This is a genomic window from Streptomyces sp. NPDC054847, from assembly GCF_053610925.1.
In genome coordinates this window covers 1-16,969 of sequence record NZ_JBSGZJ010000121.1, presented here as the reverse complement: position 1 = coordinate 16,969, position 16,969 = coordinate 1, and the positions used below count along the sequence as shown (strand labels likewise).

The 16,969-nt window shown below is 71.6% G+C and carries 13 protein-coding genes and 1 pseudogene; 7 read left to right on the top strand and 7 right to left on the bottom strand.

Translation table 11 applies throughout. The features are described 5' to 3' along the window. Window positions 1-55 precede the first annotated feature (55 nt). On the bottom strand, window positions 56-277 hold the full coding sequence (locus ACWGH4_RS15175; protein WP_441263233.1) for a hypothetical protein: 222 nt from the start codon (window positions 275-277) through the stop codon (window positions 56-58). Window positions 278-478: 201 nt separating this feature from the next. Between ACWGH4_RS15175 and ACWGH4_RS15170 the strand changes: the two genes are divergently transcribed. The 4 genes from ACWGH4_RS15170 (at window position 479) to ACWGH4_RS15155 (ending at window position 4,871) form a co-directional block, all read left to right on the top strand. Next, window positions 479-934, top strand: a complete 456-nt coding sequence (locus ACWGH4_RS15170; RefSeq protein WP_441263234.1) for a MarR family transcriptional regulator — start codon at window positions 479-481, stop codon at window positions 932-934. A 14-nt stretch (window positions 935-948) separates the two neighbouring features. Next, window positions 949-3,411, top strand: a complete 2,463-nt coding sequence (locus ACWGH4_RS15165) for an MFS transporter (protein ID WP_453460344.1) — start codon at window positions 949-951, stop codon at window positions 3,409-3,411. 169 nt (window positions 3,412-3,580) lie between these two features. Beyond that, window positions 3,581-4,393, top strand: a complete 813-nt coding sequence (locus ACWGH4_RS15160) for a YceI family protein (protein WP_453460341.1) — start codon at window positions 3,581-3,583, stop codon at window positions 4,391-4,393. A gap of 10 nt (window positions 4,394-4,403) precedes the next feature. After that, window positions 4,404-4,871, top strand: coding sequence for a PPOX class F420-dependent oxidoreductase (locus tag ACWGH4_RS15155; RefSeq protein ID WP_453460338.1), 468 nt, complete (start codon window positions 4,404-4,406; stop codon window positions 4,869-4,871). An 86-nt stretch (window positions 4,872-4,957) separates the two neighbouring features. Here ACWGH4_RS15155 and ACWGH4_RS15150 read toward each other — a convergent pair whose 3' ends face one another. From ACWGH4_RS15150 to ACWGH4_RS15140, 3 genes are all read right to left on the bottom strand, one after another. Next, on the bottom strand, window positions 4,958-5,731 hold the full coding sequence (locus tag ACWGH4_RS15150) for a TetR/AcrR family transcriptional regulator (protein ID WP_453460335.1): 774 nt from the start codon (window positions 5,729-5,731) through the stop codon (window positions 4,958-4,960). Window positions 5,732-5,868: 137 nt separating this feature from the next. Beyond that, the gene (locus ACWGH4_RS15145; protein ID WP_453460332.1) at window positions 5,869-7,380 is read right to left on the bottom strand and encodes an MFS transporter; all 1,512 of its coding nucleotides are present in this window, start codon (window positions 7,378-7,380) and stop codon (window positions 5,869-5,871) included. 162 nt (window positions 7,381-7,542) lie between these two features. After that, window positions 7,543-8,280 (bottom strand): response regulator transcription factor, encoded by a 738-nt coding sequence (locus ACWGH4_RS15140; protein ID WP_453460330.1) that lies wholly within the window; start codon window positions 8,278-8,280, stop codon window positions 7,543-7,545. A 135-nt stretch (window positions 8,281-8,415) separates the two neighbouring features. Between ACWGH4_RS15140 and ACWGH4_RS15135 the strand changes: the two genes are divergently transcribed. Both ACWGH4_RS15135 and ACWGH4_RS15130 read left to right on the top strand, forming a co-directional pair. Then, on the top strand, window positions 8,416-11,280 hold the full coding sequence (locus tag ACWGH4_RS15135) for a LuxR C-terminal-related transcriptional regulator (RefSeq protein ID WP_453460328.1): 2,865 nt from the start codon (window positions 8,416-8,418) through the stop codon (window positions 11,278-11,280). Window positions 11,281-11,590: 310 nt separating this feature from the next. Beyond that, window positions 11,591-13,378: a S8 family serine peptidase gene (locus tag ACWGH4_RS15130; RefSeq protein WP_453460325.1), complete on the top strand. Its 1,788-nt coding sequence runs from the start codon at window positions 11,591-11,593 to the stop codon at window positions 13,376-13,378. Between the two features lie 295 nt (window positions 13,379-13,673). Here ACWGH4_RS15130 and ACWGH4_RS15125 read toward each other — a convergent pair whose 3' ends face one another. The 3 genes from ACWGH4_RS15125 to ACWGH4_RS15115 all read right to left on the bottom strand — a co-directional run bounded on the left by ACWGH4_RS15125 (window position 13,674) and on the right by ACWGH4_RS15115 (window position 16,547). After that, window positions 13,674-14,570, bottom strand: a complete 897-nt coding sequence (locus ACWGH4_RS15125; protein WP_453460322.1) for an amidohydrolase family protein — start codon at window positions 14,568-14,570, stop codon at window positions 13,674-13,676. A gap of 145 nt (window positions 14,571-14,715) precedes the next feature. Beyond that, the gene (locus tag ACWGH4_RS15120; RefSeq protein WP_453460319.1) at window positions 14,716-15,582 is read right to left on the bottom strand and encodes a DUF2797 domain-containing protein; all 867 of its coding nucleotides are present in this window, start codon (window positions 15,580-15,582) and stop codon (window positions 14,716-14,718) included. A 308-nt stretch (window positions 15,583-15,890) separates the two neighbouring features. Continuing rightward, window positions 15,891-16,547, bottom strand: a complete 657-nt coding sequence (locus ACWGH4_RS15115) for a hypothetical protein (RefSeq protein ID WP_453460316.1) — start codon at window positions 16,545-16,547, stop codon at window positions 15,891-15,893. A gap of 223 nt (window positions 16,548-16,770) precedes the next feature. On the opposite strand from ACWGH4_RS15115, the pseudogene ACWGH4_RS15110 reads away from it, so the two are divergent. Continuing rightward, window positions 16,771-16,969 (top strand): annotated as a pseudogene (locus ACWGH4_RS15110) (hypothetical protein); the annotation flags it as partial.

The following is a 16,969-nucleotide window of genomic DNA, read 5'->3' as shown; positions in this document are numbered from 1 at the left end:
CGTCCGGCCCGGACAGGTTCTGGTTCCGGCCCGGACGGGTTCCGGGCCGACGGTTCTAGCCGAGGGCCAGCCAGGCGACCGCGCCGAGGATGACGACCGCCGCGACGACGCCGACGATGAGGCCGACGCGCGAGGAGGACGTCGCCGCAGGCGTCGCCGCCGCGCGGCCCTGCGGGGCGCCTTCGTCCACGAAGGCGCGGAACATCTGGGTGCTGCCCGCGGGGTCGTAGTTGCCCTCGGGGCCCTGGCCTTGGGGAGCATGGGGGTTGTGTGCCATGGGGCAGGACCCTAGCGAACGGCGTCCGCGGCCCCAACCCCGGGCGGGCGGCCGGTGGGCTCCGAGAAGGAGATTGCCCGCCCATGACTCCGCATATGCAAAGCCTTTTGGGTTCCTTTACCCGGTCAGGCCCGTTTTCATTTGCCTGTAGCAACCAACGGCTTCTATTGTTGCCCTAAGCAACGAAAAGTGGGAGGGGCCTTGGCCGAGCGGAGTCAGTACGAGGAGCTGGCCCGGCAGATAAGCGCAGTCGGGGCCGTCAAACGGGTCCTCTCGCGGATACTGCCCGCCGAGTGCCCTTCCGGGTCCGCCGCGGTGCTGTCACTGCTCGGCCGGCACGGCGAGATGCGGATGGGCCGCCTCGCCGAGCTGATGGGCGTCGACATGTCCGTCACCAGCCGGCACGTGGCCCATGTGGTGGAGCGCGGCTGGCTGGAGCGGTCGCCCGATCCCGAGGACCGGCGGTCCCGCATCCTGCGGCTCACGCCGGCGGGCAGGGACCTGCTCGACGACCTCGGCCACCGGACCACGGACATGTTCGCCCACTACCTCGAGGACTGGTCCGACGAAGAAGTCGGACAGCTGAACGCGATGCTGGCCCGCCTCCGCGAATCCGTCGGGGACTGCCGGGCCCACGCCACCCGTACACCCGTATGAAGAGAAGGAAGTTCATGGCTACGACCACACCGAACGGTGTGCGGGGCGGCCACGCCAAGCACGGCGGTGGATCCGCCTCCGACGGCGGGGCGCCGATGACGCACCGGCAGATCATGGAGGCGCTGTCCGGGCTGATGCTCGGCATGTTCGTCGCCATCCTGTCGTCGACGATCGTCTCCAACGCCCTGCCCGAGATCATCACCGACCTCGGTGGCGGCCAGAGCGCCTACACCTGGGTCGTCACCGCCTCGCTGCTGGCGATGACCGCGACCACCCCGCTGTGGGGCAAGCTCTCGGACCTCTTCTCCAAGAAGCTGCTGGTCCAGATATCGCTGCTCATCTACGTCCTGGGTTCGGTCGTCGCCGGACTCTCGCAGAACTCCGGCATGCTGATCGCCTGCCGTGTGATCCAGGGCATCGGCGTCGGCGGTCTGTCCGCCCTCGCGCAGATCGTCATGGCCGCGATGATCGCCCCCCGCGAGCGGGGCCGCTACAGCGGATACATCGGTGCCGTCTTCGCGGTCGCGACCGTCGGCGGCCCGCTGCTCGGCGGCGTCATCACCGACACCGAGTGGCTGGGTTGGCGCTGGTGCTTCTACGTCGGCGTGCCGTTCGCGCTGATCGCCCTGTTCGTCCTGCAGAAGACCCTCAAGCTCCCCGTGGTCAAGCGGCAGGTGAAGGTCGACTGGTCGGGCGCGTTCTTCATCAGCGCCGCCGTCTCGCTGCTGTTGGTGTGGGTGACCTTCGCCGGTGACAAGTACGACTGGATCTCGTGGCAGTCCGGCGCGATGGTCGGCGGTTCGGTGGTGCTCGGCGCGCTCTTCCTCCTGGTGGAGTCGAAGGCGAGCGAACCGATCATCCCGCTGCGGCTGTTCCGCAACCGCACGATCACGCTGGCCTCGCTGGCCTCGCTCTTCGTCGGCGTCGCCATGTTCGCCGGCACGGTGTTCTTCAGCCAGTACTTCCAGCTGGCGCGCGACGAGTCGCCGACCATGTCCGGTGTGCTGACGATCCCGATGATCGGCGGACTCTTCGTCTCGTCGACGGTCTCCGGCCAGATCATCACCAAGACCGGCCGTTGGAAGGCCTGGCTGGTCGCGGGCGGCGCCCTGGTGACGGCGGGCCTCGGTCTGCTGGGCACCATCCGCTACGACACCGAGTACTGGCACATCGCGGTCTTCATGGTCCTGATGGGCCTCGGACTCGGCATGATGATGCAGAACCTGGTGCTCTGCACCCAGAACCAGGTCGACCCGTCGGACCTCGGCGCGGCCAGCTCGGTCGTCACCTTCTTCCGGTCCCTCGGCGGCGCGATCGGCGTCTCCGCGCTCGGCGCGGTGATGGCCACCCGGGTCACCCACTACGTCAAGGACGGGCTCGCCGAACTCGGCCCGCAGGGCGAGGCGCTGGGTCACGGCGGTACGGGTGGCGGCGGCATTCCCGACCTGGACAAGCTGCCGGTCCCCATCCGCACCGTCATGGAGACGGCGTACGGGCACGGGGTCGCCGACATCTTCCTGTACTCCGCGCCCTTCGCGCTCGTCGCCTTCCTGGTGACCCTCTTCATCAAGGAGGTCGCGCTGAAGAGCAGCTCGTCGGACGCGGAGTCGAAGCAGGCGAAGGACACTGTCACCACCTCCGAGGCACCGGAGGCACTCGCCGTCGCCACGGCCCCCGCCCCGGCGCAGGCCGTCGCGACCGAGCCGGTCACCTCCGGTGTCGCGGTCGGCGGAGTGGTGCGCGGTTCCGAGGGCGCCGCGGTGCCCCGGGCAGCCGTCACGCTGATCTCGCCGGCCGGCCGGCAGCTCGGCCGCTCCGTCGCCCAGGGGGACGGCAGCTACACGCTGGACGCGCCGGGCGCCGGATCGTATGTGCTGATCGCCTCGGCCGACGGCTTCCAGCCGCAGGCCTCCACGGTGAACGTCACGGGTGAGCCGCTGGTGTTCGACATCCTGCTCGCCGGGACCAGCGGCCTCGGCGGAGTGGTGCGGGCGGCCGACGGCGGCGGCCCCGTCGAAGGAGCCATGGTCGTCGTCACGGATGTGCGCGGCGATGTGCTCGCCACCGGGACGAGCACGGAGCAGGGCGAGTTCGCCTTCGCCGAGCTCGTGCCCGGCTCGGTGACCGTCGCGGTGAACGCGCCCGGCTACCGGCCGCTCGCGCTGCCCGTGGAGATCGGCGGCCAGGGCGTGACCCGGATCGAGGCGGCGCTCCGGTCCGGCGCGGTCGTGCGGGGCGTGGTCCGCGGGGCCGCGGGCCTGCCGCTGACCGACGCCCGGGTGACCCTGGTGGACGCCGCCGGGAACGTGGTGGCCACGGCGACCACCGGCGACGACGGGGCGTACGCCTTCGCGGACCTGGACGCGGGCGAGTACTCGGTCATCGCGACCGGATACCCGCCGGTGGCGGGCCAGTTGACCGTGACCGGTCGCGGCGTCGACGGTCACGACATCGAACTCGCCCACCCGGGCGAGTAAAGGACCCCCGGGCCCGGGCACCTCGTTCTCGGCGGAGACGAGCCGCCCGCCCGGCGGAGACGGGCCCCGGAGACGGGGCGGCAGGCAGGGGACGGCCGGTCGCCCCGCCCGGGGCCCGAACACTTCTCCACGGCCGTGAGGGCCGGACACAGAAACGGGATCGATGGGTATGGGACTTCGCGCACAGGTACGGACCCGCGACGGCTGGGCCGTCCAGCACGCGGTCGTCACCGTGACGGACATGACCGGCACCCAGGTGCTGCGGGCACAGGCCGGCGTGGACGGCACGGTGAGCGACACGACCGACCTGCCGGCCGGGCCGTACACGGTGATCGTGACGGCTCTCGGGTACGCGCCGGTGGCGTCGACCGCGCTGGTCACGGCGAGCGGACGGGTGGACGCGGGCACAGTGGTGCTGTCCCGGCAGGGCGGCGCGGAGCTTCCTCCGCCGGGCACCTGGTCGCTCGACCCGGCGCACTCGTCGGTGGCCGCCACAGCGCAGCACCTCGGGATCTCCAGCGTGCGCGGCCGCTTCACCGAGTTCGGCGGACGTATCGAGATCGCGGAGGACGTGGAGCGTTCCCGGGTCGACGCGGTGATCTCGGCCGCGTCCATCGACACGGGCAACGGGCTGCGGGACAAGCACCTGCGGTCGCCGGACTTCCTGGACACCGAGCGCTTCCCCGAGATCACGTACAGGTCCACCGCCCTGACTGCGGCCGGGCCCGACCGCTGGACGGTGCGGGGCGAGCTGTCGCTGCACGGTGTCGTCCGCGAGGTCGACCTCGACCTCGGCTACCTGGGCACCGGTCCCGACCCGTGGGGCGGGGTGCGCGCCGCCTTCCGCGCCACGACGGAACTGCACCGTGACGACTTCGCCATGCACTACAACCAGATGGTGCAGACGGGCATCTCCGCCATCGGGACGACTCTGAAGGTGGAGCTGGACATCCAGGCCGTCCAGGGCGGCGAACTCCCGTAAGGTGCCGGCCATGGCACGACAGATCGCCACCAACACCAGGGTGGAACGCGAGCAGTTGCTGGAATTCGTACGGCCGCGGCACCGGGCGATCCTGCTGACGCGCCGTGCGGACGGCTCTCCGCAGGGCTCGCCGCTCACCTGCGGTGTGGACGACTCGGGGCGGATCGTCGTCTCGACCTATCCGGAGCGGGCGAAGACGCGCAACGCCAAGCGGGACGCGCGTGTCAGTCTGATCATCCTGTCTGACGACTGGAACGGGCCGTGGGTACAGGTCGACGGCACTGCGGAGGTGATCGACTCCCCCGCGTCGGTGGAGCCGCTCGTCGAGTACTTCCGCAACATCTCCGGTGAGCACCCGGACTGGGACGAGTACCGCGAGGCGATGCGGAAGCAGGGCAAGTCGATCATCCGCGTCACACCGGAGCGGTGGGGCCCCATCGCCACGGGCGGCTTCCCGGCGCGGCTCGGCGAGGACTGACCGGACCGCCGGACCCGGCCGGTCGCCGAGCACCGGGGCCGGCGCGACGAGAGCCCGCCGGCCCTTACGGTTCCGGGAACGGCGGGCTACGCCTTCGACCGCTCCACCATCGCCTCGATACCCGCGATGAGGAGATCGAGCGCGAACCCGAAGTCCCGCTCCCGCATCTCCTCCACGGTGTCGCCGCCGCGCGCCTCCATCAGCTCGTCGGCATGCGCGAACTTCTCGCGGTACTCCGGCCGTTCGCGGATCGTCCCCATGGCCTGGCGGAAGTACTCGTCCTGGCTGAGCCCTGCCGCCGTGCAGCGCTCGGTGAAGTGGCCCTCGATGGTGCCGAATCCGTAGACGAACTGGAAGACCGCGGAGATTCCCCCCATCTGCCCGTGGGGCGGCAGGCCGGTGTTGCGGACGATCTGCTGGGCCGCCCGCGAGAAGGCCATCGAGTGCGGACCGATGTTCAGGTACGTCCCGATCAGCGGCGACACCCACGGGTGCCGGACCAGCAGTGCCCGGTACCCGGCGGCGAGGGCACGGAGCTGCTCGCGCCAGTCGTTCGGGTCCGCGTCCGTGTCCGGCAGCGACACGGTTCCGAAGACCGCGTCGAGGGCCAGCTCCAGCAGGTCGTCCTTGGTGTCGACGTACCAGTAGACCGACATCGCGGTGACGTTCAGTTCGGCGGCCAGCTTGCGCATGGAGAAGCGGGCCGCGCCCTCGGCGTCCAGGAGCCGGACCGTGGCGTCGATGATCTTGTCGCGGTCCAGTCCGGCCGGCTGTGCCGACCTGCGCCCGCGGTCGGCCTTGCCCTCCAGCCAGACACTGGTCCGCATGGGGCTCTTCGTGCGGTCGGTGGTACTCGCCATCGCACACCCTCTCGGTTGTTCCCGGCCGGACGGGCGGTGCCGGAAGCCTCCGGTCCGCCCGCCTCCGATGCTATGCCGCTGAGCTGTGCCACGGTGCTGTGCCCTGTGCGGCACAGCACCGTGGGCACCCGGCGGTGTCAGGCCGCAGCCGCGGGAGGGTCCGCCCGCTCCGCCCGCCGCAGCAGCAGCGCGGCCAGCAGACCGCCGGCCAGTACCGCCACCGCGCCCACCAACTGGCTCGTCTCCAGCCCCGAGGCGAACGCCTCCGAGATCGAAGCGCGCTCGCCGGCGCCGTCCGCCGCCGCCAGTGCGGCGGGCAGCGAGGTCGCCCCGACGGCCGCGGGCACCAGAGCGACGAAGCGGGAGTTGAGTACGGCGCCCAGGACGGCGACGCCGAGGCCGTTGCCGAACTCGGCGAGGGTGCCGTTGATGCCCGCGCCCACGCCCGCCTTCTCCGGCGGGATGGCGCTCATGATCGCGTTGGCCATCGCGGGCATGGACAGGGCCACTCCGGCGCCCATGACGACCAGGCCGAGCAGCATCCCGCTGTAGCCGTCGGCGCCGAGGACCGCGATGGCGGCGAGGCCGCCGGAGACCAGGGCCATGCCGACGGCGATGGTGACCGGAGTCCCGAAGATCCGCAGCAGCCGGGCCCCGATGCCCGTCAGGTTGAGCACGACGACCGTGAGCGCCAGCGGCGCCGTACGAAGACCGGCGTCCAGGGCCCCGTACCCGAGCACGAACTGGAGGTGCTGGGTGAGCAGGAAGAGCGAGCCGGTCATGCCGAACGCCACCAGGATCGCGCCGGCGACCGCGCCGATGAAGCGCTGGTTGCGGAAGAAGTGCATGTCGAGCATCGGGTACGGGATCCGCAGCTCCCAGACCACGAAGGCACCGAGGAAGAGCGCGCCGAGGGCGGCCGACGCCAGGACCTGGGTGGAGGTCCAGCCGTGGTCCGGGCCCGAGATGATCGCGTACACGACGGCCGTCATACCGATCGTGGACAGCACCGCGCCGAGCAGATCGGGCCGGTCGCCCTGCGGGTTCTTGGACTCCGGGACCATCACGAGCACCGCCGCCAGGCCGATCACGGCAACGGGAATGTTGATCAGGAAGATCGCGCCCCACCAGAAGTGCTCGAGCATCACGCCTCCGATCAGCGGTCCGGCCGCGAAGCCGAGAGAGCTGACGGTCGACCACAGAGCGATGGCCTTCACCCGCTCCTTGTCGTCGAAGACCTGCACGACGACGGCGAGGGTCGTGGTCATCAGCAGCGCCCCGCCCACGCCCATGCCGGCGCGCGCCGCGATCAACTGGCCGGAGGTCTGGGCGAGTCCGGCGGCGAGCGAGCCGATGCCGAACAGGGCCAGGCCCGAGACGAGCATCTTCCTGCGGCCGTACCGGTCCGCCGCGTTGCCCGCGGTGAGCAGCAGGCCCGACTGGACCAGCGAATAGGCGTTGATCATCCACTGGATGTCGGCCGTCGAGGCGTGGAGCTCCCTCGTGAGGGACGGGATCGCCACGGACAGGACGGTGTTGTCGAGCAGCACGGTGAGCTGGGCGAGACAGATGACGCCGAGGATCAGCCAGCGCTGCGGGTGGCCTCCGGATGGGGCCGCCTTACGGGACTCGGTCGTCGTTGCCGTCATTCAAGCTCCTTGTACGGTGTACGGGAAGATGCCCATACACCGTACAAGGGTTTCTCATACGCTGTACAGCGCTATTTCTCCGCGGTCAGGTCGTAGAAGCTGCCGCCGTCCACCGAGACCACCAGCCGTGCCCGCAGCGACCACGGCCGCCGCGGTGTCACCTCACTCACCGGGCTTGATCAGATACCCCGCGCCGCGCCGTGTGTGGATCATCGGCGGGCGGCCCGCGTCGATCTTCCGCCGCAGATAGGAGATGTAGAGCTCGACGACGTTGGCCTGTCCCCCGAAGTCGTAGCTCCACACCCGGTCCAGGATCTGCGCCTTGCTCAGCACACGGCGCGGATTGCGCATCAGATAGCGCAGCAGCTCGAACTCCGTCGCGGTCAGGTGGATCGACTGACCGCCGCGGGTCACCTCGTGGCTGTCCTCGTCGAGCGTCAGGTCCCCCACCACGAGCAGCGACTCGCTGCGCACCGCCGCCGTGCCGGACCGCCGGATCAGGCCGCGCAGCCGTGCCACGACCTCCTCCAGCGAGAACGGCTTGGTCACGTAGTCGTCCCCGCCGGCCGTGAGGCCCGCGATCCGGTCCTCGACGGCGTCCCGTGCCGTCAGGAACAGGACGGGCACGTCCGGCACCTCACGCCGCAACCGGCCGAGGACGGCGAGCCCGTCCATGTCCGGCAGCATGATGTCGAGCACCACGGCGTCCGGACGGAACTCCCGGACCGTGCGCACCGCACCCGCGCCGTCGCCGGCGCTGCGCACCTCCCAGCCCTCGTAGCGCAGGGCCATCGACAGCAGTTCGCTGAGCGGCGCCTCGTCGTCCACGACGAGCACCCGCACGGGGCTGCCGTCCGGCCTGAGCATTTCGGTGCGCCCCTGGGGCGAGGTCGTCGTCATGTTCATCAGGCTGTGACATTGCCCTGAGAGGCTTCTTTCCCGAACCTGTGAATTCCCTGAGAAGGTGCGGCTGAGTCAACGGAAACATCCGGGGGTCGCACAGGGAGCGGAACCGGAAGTCTGAAGGCGGTCGGCGTGGGCACGGCACACGAATCCTTCTGGCGGCTACGGCTGCGGCGGACACTCGCCGGGAACAGCGCCGCGCCCGTTCTCGTGCTGCTGGAGGGTCCCGCCGGTACGGGCAAGAGCCGCCTCGCCGAAGAGCTGGCCGGACTCGCCGAGGGCACGGGAGCGGCCTGCCTGCGGTGGACGCCCGGCGAGGCCGGATCCGCGCCGGAGCCCACCGAGCAGGCCGGGGACCGGCCTCTCCTGCTGATCGTGGACGACGTGCACCGCGCGGACCGTGAGGAACTGGCCAGGCTCCACCGGCTCCTGGAGCAGCCGCGGCCGGGACTGGCCGCGGTGATCGCCTACCGTCCCGAGGAACTGGCCGCACCCGGCCTTCCTCTTGGGGCCCCGCCGCCCCGCTACCCGTCCGCTCTGGCAGTCCTGCGGCACCGAATACGGCCGTGGACGGAGGCGGAGGTCCGGCAGGCCGCGACGGCCGCCCTCGGTGAACGCTGCACGGCGGAGGCGGTGACGCGGCTGCACGAGCGTTCCGGCGGAGTCGCTCAGGTCGTCGTCGACCTGCTCGCGGTGCTGCGCGACAGCACCCGGCAGCGGTGCACGGCCGCCGACGTGGACGCCGCGGGCGTACCCGTACGGCTGGCCGACCTGAGTATCGGCCGGACGGCCGCCCTGCCGCCGGAGCACCGCCCCGTCGTGTGGGCCGCCGCCGTACTGGGCGAGCCGGTGAGCCGCGACGAACTCGTCGCCGTGTCGGGGCTGGGACCGGCCCTCGGCAGGGAGGCGCTGCTCAGCGCGCTCGCCGGCGCCGCACTGACGGAATCGGGGGAGGGCAGCTACGGGCTGCCCGTCCCGCTCGCGGCCGTCGCCGTGCACGGGTCCTTGCCGGGGCCCGTACGGCAGGAACTGCACGGGCGGGCGGCCGACGTACTGGCGCGCAGACAACCCGTCCCGTGGACGGCGCTGGCCCGCCACCACCACGCCGGCGGACGCGTCCGGGGGTGGCTGCGCGCGGTGGAGCACGCCGCGCGGGAGGCGGCGGAGGCGAGCCGGCACCAGGACGCCATCCGCCTGCTGGAACAGACGCTGGCCTCGCCCTCCGTCCCGCCGCAGACCCGCGCCAGGCTGGCGCCGCTGCTGGCCCGCAGTGCGGTCCTCGGCCTGCGCTCCGACCAGACCGTCGAGGTTCTGGGGCAGATCGTCGAGGACCAGGCCCTGCCAGCCACCGTGCGCGGCGAGCTACGGCTCGATCTGGGGCTGCTGCTCTGCAACCAGGTCGGCATGAGCGGTCAGGGCTGGCGTGAGCTGGAACGTGCCGCCGCCGAACTGCGTGACGCCCGGCCCGACCTGTCCGCCCGTGCGATGTCGGCGCTCGCCATGCCCTACTGGCCCGGCTCTTCCATCGACGTGCACCGGGCATGGCTGGAAGGCGCGGCGGAGGCCGCGGCGGACAGCGGCGACGAAGGCGTCCGCACGGCCGTGGCCGCCAACCGGGCCGGCCTTGCCATGAGTTGCGGCGACCCGAAGGCGTGGGAACTGGTACGGGCACTGCCCACGGACAACCCGGACCCGCGGACCCGCCAGCACGCGGCAAGGGGACTGTGCAACGCGGCCGACTCCGCGGTGTGGCTCGGCTACCACGAGCGGGCGGAGGAGCTCCTGACCGAAGGTCTCGAACTGTCCGCGAAGAGCGGCTCCCCGTACACCCAGCACACGGCGCTCGGGGCCCGGCTGCTGCTGGAATGGTTCACCGGCCGGTGGGCCGGGCTCGCCGAGCGGTGCGAGACGTTCGTGACCGCGACCTCCGACATGCCGGTCATCTGCGCCGACGCGCGCATGGTCCGCGGGCTGCTCGCCCTGGCGCAGGGGGAGTGGGGGAACGCCCTGGCGTGGCTGTCCGGTCCCGACGGCCCCTCGCCCGAGCACGCGGCGCCACCGCTGGCCGCGGCGACGTCCGGCGCGCTGATCCGCCTCGCACTGGCCCGCCAGGAACTGCCCGCCGCCGCCGCGGAGGCCAGGAAGGCATGGGCGGGCATGGCGGCCAAGGGCGTGTGGGTGTGGGCCGCGGAGCTGGCGCCCTGGGCCGTGGAGGCAACGGCCCGCGCGGGTGACCGGGCGGCGGCACAGGCCATGGTGGACGACTTCGCCGCCGGCCTCACCGGCCGGGACTCCCCCGCGGCGTCAGCCGCGTTGACCTGGTCGCGTGCCGTGCTGGCGGAGACCGACGGCAGGGCGGCGGAAGCCGTGCCCCTCTACCGGCGGGCCGCGGCGGACTACGCGGCGCTGCCCCGGCCGTACGCCCATTCCCTGACCACCGAGTCCGCCGCCCGCTGCGCCCTGGTCGCGGGAGCGGCGGAGCCCGCCGTGGACTTCGCCGGTGGCACGGCGCCGGACGGAGCGGCCAAGGCGAGCACGGACGTAGGCGGGGCTGCCGGACCAGGCGAGGCGGCGGCCGTCCCGCGGCCGCGCGACGCCGACGATTTCAAGACACAGGCCGTCGCCGAACTGACCGCCTGCGCGCAGCAGTTCTCGGACCTCGGCGCCGTGTGGGACGCCGCCCGCGCCCGCGCCCTGCTCCGCTCCCATCAGCCCGCCAGGGAGGTCCGACCGCCGGGCAGGCCCTCGTACGGGGACCAGCTCTCCCCCCGGGAGCGCGAGGTCGCCGAGCTCGCGGCGACCGGGCTGACGAACCGGGAGATCGCGACGACCTTGCATCTTTCGCCGCGCACGGTGGAGCAGCACGTCGCCAGGGCCATGCGCAAACTCGGCACACAGTCCCGGCAGGACCTCGCGGAGACGCGTGCCGTGAACTCCGCGGACCCGATGCCGCAAACGCTGACCAATGGTGCGAACCACCGATCGGCCAGGGGTTAATCAGGTATCCGTAGCGCCCGGTACCCGTATAGGCGTGTCCGGGATCTGGCCGTAGGTTCCAGCCACTGGCCGACCGACGCGTATCTGTGGCGGGGGAGCTGCTGACCTCGCGTCGGCCGGCCGGTGCCCGCACGGCGGGCCCCCAACCCGCCGTGTACCCGGCCGTCACGTCAACCCCCCGCTTCCCTGCCGCGGCCGCAGGCCGGCTTGTCATGACCCGAACCACCCACTCGGGTTCCCGCATGCCGGAACGAACTTGAAAGGCAGCACCTTGAACGGTTCCAGACCCTTTCGCATATCCCTCCTCGCGGTGACCACCACCGCCCTGCTGTGCGCCGGCGCCGCCACCTCCATCGCCGCGCCCCTCCCCGCTCCGGGCACACCCGGCACGCCGGCCGCGCCCGCGCCGGCCCCGGCTGCCCAGCCCGTCGAGCGCCTCATCGTCGGCTACAAGTCGCAGGCCGCGGAGGCGAAGTCCGACGACGCGGCGACCAAGGACGCCGAGGCGAAGGGCCGCAAGGCCGGCGAGTCCCTCGACTTCGACCGGCGCCTGGGCACCGGAGCCGCCCTGGTCGACCTCGGCGCCGAGCTGGACAAGGCGGACTCCGAGGACGTCATGGCCGCCTTCCGCGCCGACCCGGACGTCGCGTACGTCGTTCCGGACACGCGGATGTACGCCACGGCAGTGACGCCGAACGACTCCGAGTACAGCCGCCAGTGGGACCTGTTCGAGGCGACCGCGGGCATGAACGTCCCCGGAGCGTGGGACAAGGCGACCGGCTCCGGCGTCAAGGTCGCCGTCATCGACACCGGCTACGTCGCCCACTCCGACCTCGCCGCCAACATGATCGCCGGATACGACTTCGTCTCCGACACGTTCATGGCCAACGACGGCGGCGGCCGCGACAGCAACGCCGCCGACCCCGGCGACTGGGTCGCCCGCGGCGAGTGCGGCACCGACGCCAACGGCCAGCCCGTCCCGGCACGCGACAGCAACAACTCCTGGCACGGCACCCACGTCGCCGGCACCATCGCCGCCACCACCCACAACGGCAAGGGCGTCGCCGGTATCGCGTACAACGCGACCGTCCAGCCCGTCCGTGTACTCGGCAAGTGCGGCGGCACCACGGCCGACATCATCGACGCCATCACCTGGTCGTCCGGCGGTTCGGTGCAGGGCGTCCCCGCCAACCCGAACCCCGCCGACGTCATCAACATGAGCCTCGGCGGCGGCGGCGCCTGCGACGCCGGCACCCAGAGCGCCATCAACGGCGCGGTGAGCCGCGGCACGACCGTCGTCGTGGCGGCCGGCAACAGCAACGCCAACGCGGCCAACTTCAACCCGGCGAGCTGCAACAACGTCATCACCGTCGCGGCCTCCGACCGCGAGGGCAACCGGGCGTCCTACTCCAACTACGGCACCGTCGTCGACGTCACCGCCCCCGGCGGCGAGACCGCGCTCAGCTCCGCCAACGGCATCTGGTCGACGCTCAACACCGGCACCCGCAGCGTCGGCAGCGAGACCTACACGGCGTACCAGGGCACCAGCATGGCCGCCCCGCACATCGCCGGCCTCGCCGCGCTGATGAACCAGGCGAGCCCGTCGATGACGCCCGCCCAGATCGAGTCCGCGATCAAGACCAACGCCCGTACGCTGCCCGGCACCTGCTCCGGGGGCTGCGGCGCGGGCCTGGCCGACGCGGCCCGTACGCTCGGCGCGTCCGGCGGCACCGACCCGCAGCCGCCCGCCGGCAGCGTGTTCACCAACGCCGCCAACGTGAGCATCCCGGACACCAACACCCCGGTCACCTCTTCCCTCGCGGTGACCGGCATCAGCGGCAACGCCCCGGCCGACCTCGAGATCGCCGTCGACATCAAGCACACCTACCGCGGTGACCTGCGCATCGAGCTCGTCGCCCCGAACGGCGCCGCCGCCCAGCTGAAGGCCGCCTCCTCCAGCGACAGCGCGGACAACGTCATCACCACCTACACCGTCGACGCCTCCGGCGTCGCGGCGAACGGCACCTGGAAGCTCCGGGTGACGGACGTCTACAGCGGTGACACCGGCTACATCGACTCCTGGGGCCTGACCTTCTGACAGGTCGCAGCCCCAGGCCGCAGCAGGGCCTGCCGATGTCGAGGAGGGCATCGGCAGGCCCTTGGCGTTCCCCGTTATTCCGGCGGCCGTAGGGCCCGGGCCTCTCGTAGGTCCGGGCCTCTGGTGGGCCCGGGCTTCTCGTGGGCAGGTGCCGCCGAGCCTCGGCCGGCGCGCCGGGGCTCCCGTCGGACCGTGCTTCGCGTGAGCCGGGGCCTCGGCGGCCCCTGATCTCCGCGAGCGCCACGGTCCCCGTGTTCCCGCGGTTCCCGCGGTTCCCGCGGTTCCCGCTAGAGCTCTACGCGCTTTCGAGAAGCAGCCGAGCGCCGTTGTCGTGACAGACGGCACGCAGCCAGTCGTCGCCGAGCCCGAGCCGCTCCAGCGCCCGCAGCTGGTGCGCATACGGATACGGGATGTTCGGGAAGTCCGTACCCAGCACGATCCGGTCCCCCAGGTCCGCCAGCCGCGCCCGTTCCCCCTCCGGGAAGGGCGCGAAGGCCTCGCTGAAGTCCGTGAACGCCATCGTCGTGTCCAGCCGGACCTCCGCGTAGCGCTCGGCCAGGTCCAGGAAGTCGCCGTACTCGGGCATACCCATGTGCGCCACCACCAGCCGCAGCCGGGGATGCCGCGCCAGCATCCGCCCTACCGGCTCAGGTCCGGTGTGCTTACCGGGGGCGGGACCGGAGCCGCAGTGCATCACGACGGGCACCCGCGCCTCCGCGAGCAGCCCCCAGACCGGATCCAGCAGCGGGTCACCCGGGTCGTACGCCCCCACCTGCAGATGGGACTTGAAGATCCGCGCCCCACCGTCGACCGCCTCCCGCACATAACGGTCCACGCCCTCCTCGGGAAAGAACGTCGCCGTGTGCACGCAGTCCGGCGTCCTCGCCGCGAAGTCGGCCGCCCAGCCGTTGAGCCAGGCCGCCATCCCGGGCTTGTGCGGATAGAGCATCGAGGTGAAGGCACGTACGCCGAACTCCCGCAGCAGTGCGACCCGTTCCTCCTCCTCGTGCCGATAGGTGATCGGCCACTCCATGCCGGTCATCGGACCGACGGCGTCGAAGTAGGCCCACACTTTCCGCAGTACGGACTCCGGCATGAAATGCGTGTGCACGTCCACGAGTCCCGGCAGCCCCAGCCCCTGCCAGAACCCCCGTACCTCAGCCGCCGCGTCCTCCGCGGATTCGATGCTCATGGCAGCCACCTTCCGTCCCCGGTCGGGCCGGCGTCCAGATCGATCACCGAAGAGACTCGAAGAGAGCCGATGGGATCCGATGAGCTTCGGCAAGCTTCCGCGGGCCCCGGATCCGAGTACGTCGTGGCAGTCCCCGTCCCGCCCGTCAGAAGAGGCCGTCCTGCACCCCGTCGTCCCGCACGCCGACCGTGGGCACACTCAGCGCCTCGCCCTCCCCGGCACCGACCAGGTCCCAGCCGGTCATCAGCCGGGTGTCGACCACGACGATCCCGTCCCTCGCCGTCCGCAGATGCAGATCCGGCCCGGCCACGGCGATCAGCCGTCCCACGACCGCCCCGCCGTCCACCAGTTCGCGCACCACCGCGTCGGCGGCGGGCAGACCGTCGAGCCCGAACACACCGACGTGGTCCACCGCCTCGAACGCGATCGGCTCCAGGGACTCCGCCCACCCCGACAGCGCCAGCGCCCGCCGGTGCAGCGCGCCCACTTCCGCGACCCGCTCGTCCGGCCCCGGCAACGCCGCCCGCACGGCACGCTTGCGCGCGTACGCGATCCGGTCCGGCACACCCAGCGCCGCCCGCAGCAGCTCCTCCGTGCGCCGCGCCGCCATCAGCGGGCCCCGCCCCAGCCACGCGAACACCACGGCCCCCTGCTCGAGCAACCGTGCCGGGCCGCGTTCCTCCGCCGTGATCCCGACCTTCACCATGCCCGGCCCGAACCAGGCCAGGTACACCCGGTACGTACGGGGATCGTCGGGCACGGCGTCTGCGGCGACCGAATGCGCCCGGTCCAGCCGCGCGCAGTCCGGGCACCGCGCCTGGGTCGCCCGGCCGGACACCACGGCGGCCATGGGGCACGCGTTCCCCCGCGCACCGACACAGCGGCGGACGCCCTCCGCCCGGAAGCCGAGGCTCTTGCCGATGACGAGCGGACTGACCCGGCCGCCCTCCCACCGCAGCACGCACACCCGGGCACCACTCGGCCAGCCGAGCCCGGCACACCGCCAGCCCATACCCACCTCCATAGGGCGAACGCCGGTCGCTCTTGCCTCCCCTGTACGACGAGCACCGCTTCGCACCACCCACGCGAAAGGCCCCGGATCTCTCCGGAGGCCTCTCGCCTGCTGCGCACTCGGCAGGATGTGAACCTGCGGTCTTCTCGAAACCACAGGCGTGCGCGCCGTCCGATTCAGGGCCCGGTGACGACCTTATCGACAGCCGGTGACACGCGACCGTGCCGGCGCAACAGCCCCGCGAGGGCTGCCGACACGGGGTCTGTGGCTGCATACCCGGCCGGGCCTGAGCTTGGAGGCTCAGCGGATCACGCGTCGGGGTTCATGCCCTGGGCGGTCTTCTTCAGCCGGTCGATCTGGAGCTTCGCGAGGTCGTTGTAGTTCGGCTTCTCAACGAAGGTGCCGTCGCCGTTCACCACGGCGACGACGCTGCCGATCCGCATCATGACCAAGGTCTCGCCGTCGGCTTCCTCGAAGGCCTCGGTCTCCTCGGCGCCCGCGTCGATCTCCAACGGCTTCACCTTCTTCCCGTCCTCCTCCGCCTTGCCGCGCTCCTCGGTGACCAGGGCCTTGTACGTGGCACTGGCGTCGTCCGGGCTCTGGAAGGCCAGGATGCCGAAAGCGACCTCACCGTCGTAGTCGGAGCTGTCGCCTCGGCCGCTGTCGTCCGTGTCGAAGTCGGTGGCGCCCATGCTGATCAGCCCGCCGCAGTTGGACTCGGTCGAGTCGGTGCACGCCTCGACTGCCTCGTCGCCGACCTCGACCTCGATGTCGTCGCCCTCGAAGCCCTTGGGGGCGCTCGCCTTGCTGGGGAGGGCGGTGCGGACCATGTCCGGCGTCAGCGTGACCGGGGGCTTGTCGCCGTCCCCACGGAAGGCATCCAGACCGTCGTCAGAACCACCACATGCCGTCAGTACGGCCATCAGCACCACTCCGGCCGTGATCCCCCGTGCTGCCTTACTCAACGTCAACTCCCCGTGACCGTTACTGATTTGAAGTGGATACTCAAGCGCATCAGGGCTGATCACACCAAATGCGTTTCCCCCGTCATCCGCCCTCGCACTCGGTTCATCCGCGGCAGCGGCCTCTCGCCGGCGCCTGATCCATACGTCGGCTGATGCTGATCGCACCCCGCTCCGGAAAACCCGGCACGGTTCGCTTCCGGTCGCCCTCAATGTCCATTCGGAGGTGGCACGGCACATCCCGCGGCACTCGCAGATCGTCATGACGACGGACGTCTGCGCCGAAACGAGCGAGGAAGCGGTACGGGCCGCGATCGGCAGGCCGGCCGACGCGATGAGCCGGACCGGCCGACAGCAGTCGGCGCGGTTGCCGCACTTCGCTGCTGCATGCCCCAACGCGAGAGGCCCCGGACTTGTCATCCGGC

Bases quoted from the DNA above. Each gene is read 5' to 3' on its own strand.
- ACWGH4_RS15155 (WP_453460338.1), top strand. From the start codon at position 4,404: ATGGCACGACAGATCGCCACCAACACCAGGGTGGAACGCGAGCAGTTG.
- ACWGH4_RS15175 (WP_441263233.1), bottom strand. From the start codon at position 277: ATGGCACACAACCCCCATGCTCCCCAAGGCCAGGGCCCCGAGGGCAAC.
- ACWGH4_RS15150 (WP_453460335.1), bottom strand. From the start codon at position 5,731: ATGGCGAGTACCACCGACCGCACGAAGAGCCCCATGCGGACCAGTGTC.
- ACWGH4_RS15160 (WP_453460341.1), top strand. From the start codon at position 3,581: ATGGGACTTCGCGCACAGGTACGGACCCGCGACGGCTGGGCCGTCCAG.
- ACWGH4_RS15125 (WP_453460322.1), bottom strand. From the start codon at position 14,570: ATGAGCATCGAATCCGCGGAGGACGCGGCGGCTGAGGTACGGGGGTTC.
- ACWGH4_RS15120 (WP_453460319.1), bottom strand. From the start codon at position 15,582: ATGGGCTGGCGGTGTGCCGGGCTCGGCTGGCCGAGTGGTGCCCGGGTG.
- ACWGH4_RS15140 (WP_453460330.1), bottom strand. From the start codon at position 8,280: ATGACGACGACCTCGCCCCAGGGGCGCACCGAAATGCTCAGGCCGGAC.
- ACWGH4_RS15145 (WP_453460332.1), bottom strand. From the start codon at position 7,380: ATGACGGCAACGACGACCGAGTCCCGTAAGGCGGCCCCATCCGGAGGC.
- ACWGH4_RS15165 (WP_453460344.1), top strand. From the start codon at position 949: ATGGCTACGACCACACCGAACGGTGTGCGGGGCGGCCACGCCAAGCAC.